Genomic DNA, 316 nt, shown 5'->3' with positions numbered 1-316 from the left:
CCCCCCCCCCCCCCCCCCCCCCCCCCCCCCCCCCCCCCCCCCCCCCCCCCCCCCCCCCCCCCCCCCCCCCCCCCCCCCCCCCCCCCCCCCCCCCCCCCCCCCCCCCCCCCCCCTTTTTAATGCTCCGCCGACCACCGAGATCTACACTGTTCGCATTTCGTCGGCAGCGTCAGATGTGTATAAGAGACAGAGCCAGTGGAGCCGCGCGCCGCGCGAGGAGTACCGGCTGGGCTTCTACGCCCGCATTGCGCGCGGGCTGTTCGATGCGCTGGGGCTGGAGCGCGCGCACTGGGTGGGCACGTCCATGGGCGGGGCG

1 protein-coding gene is annotated in these 316 nt (G+C 77.8%); it reads left to right on the top strand.

The genetic code is table 11. The features are described from left to right. On the top strand, positions 1 to 316 hold a 316-nt coding region (locus JHD82_RS30150; protein ID WP_374191682.1), incomplete at both ends, for an alpha/beta fold hydrolase.

It is taken from the genome of Delftia sp. ASV31 (assembly GCF_016428765.1).
GTDB classification, from domain to species: Bacteria; Pseudomonadota; Gammaproteobacteria; order Burkholderiales; family Burkholderiaceae_C; genus Comamonas; species Comamonas acidovorans.
The sequence above is the reverse complement of the archived record's forward strand: the minus strand, read 5'-3'. Positions and strand labels throughout refer to the sequence as shown.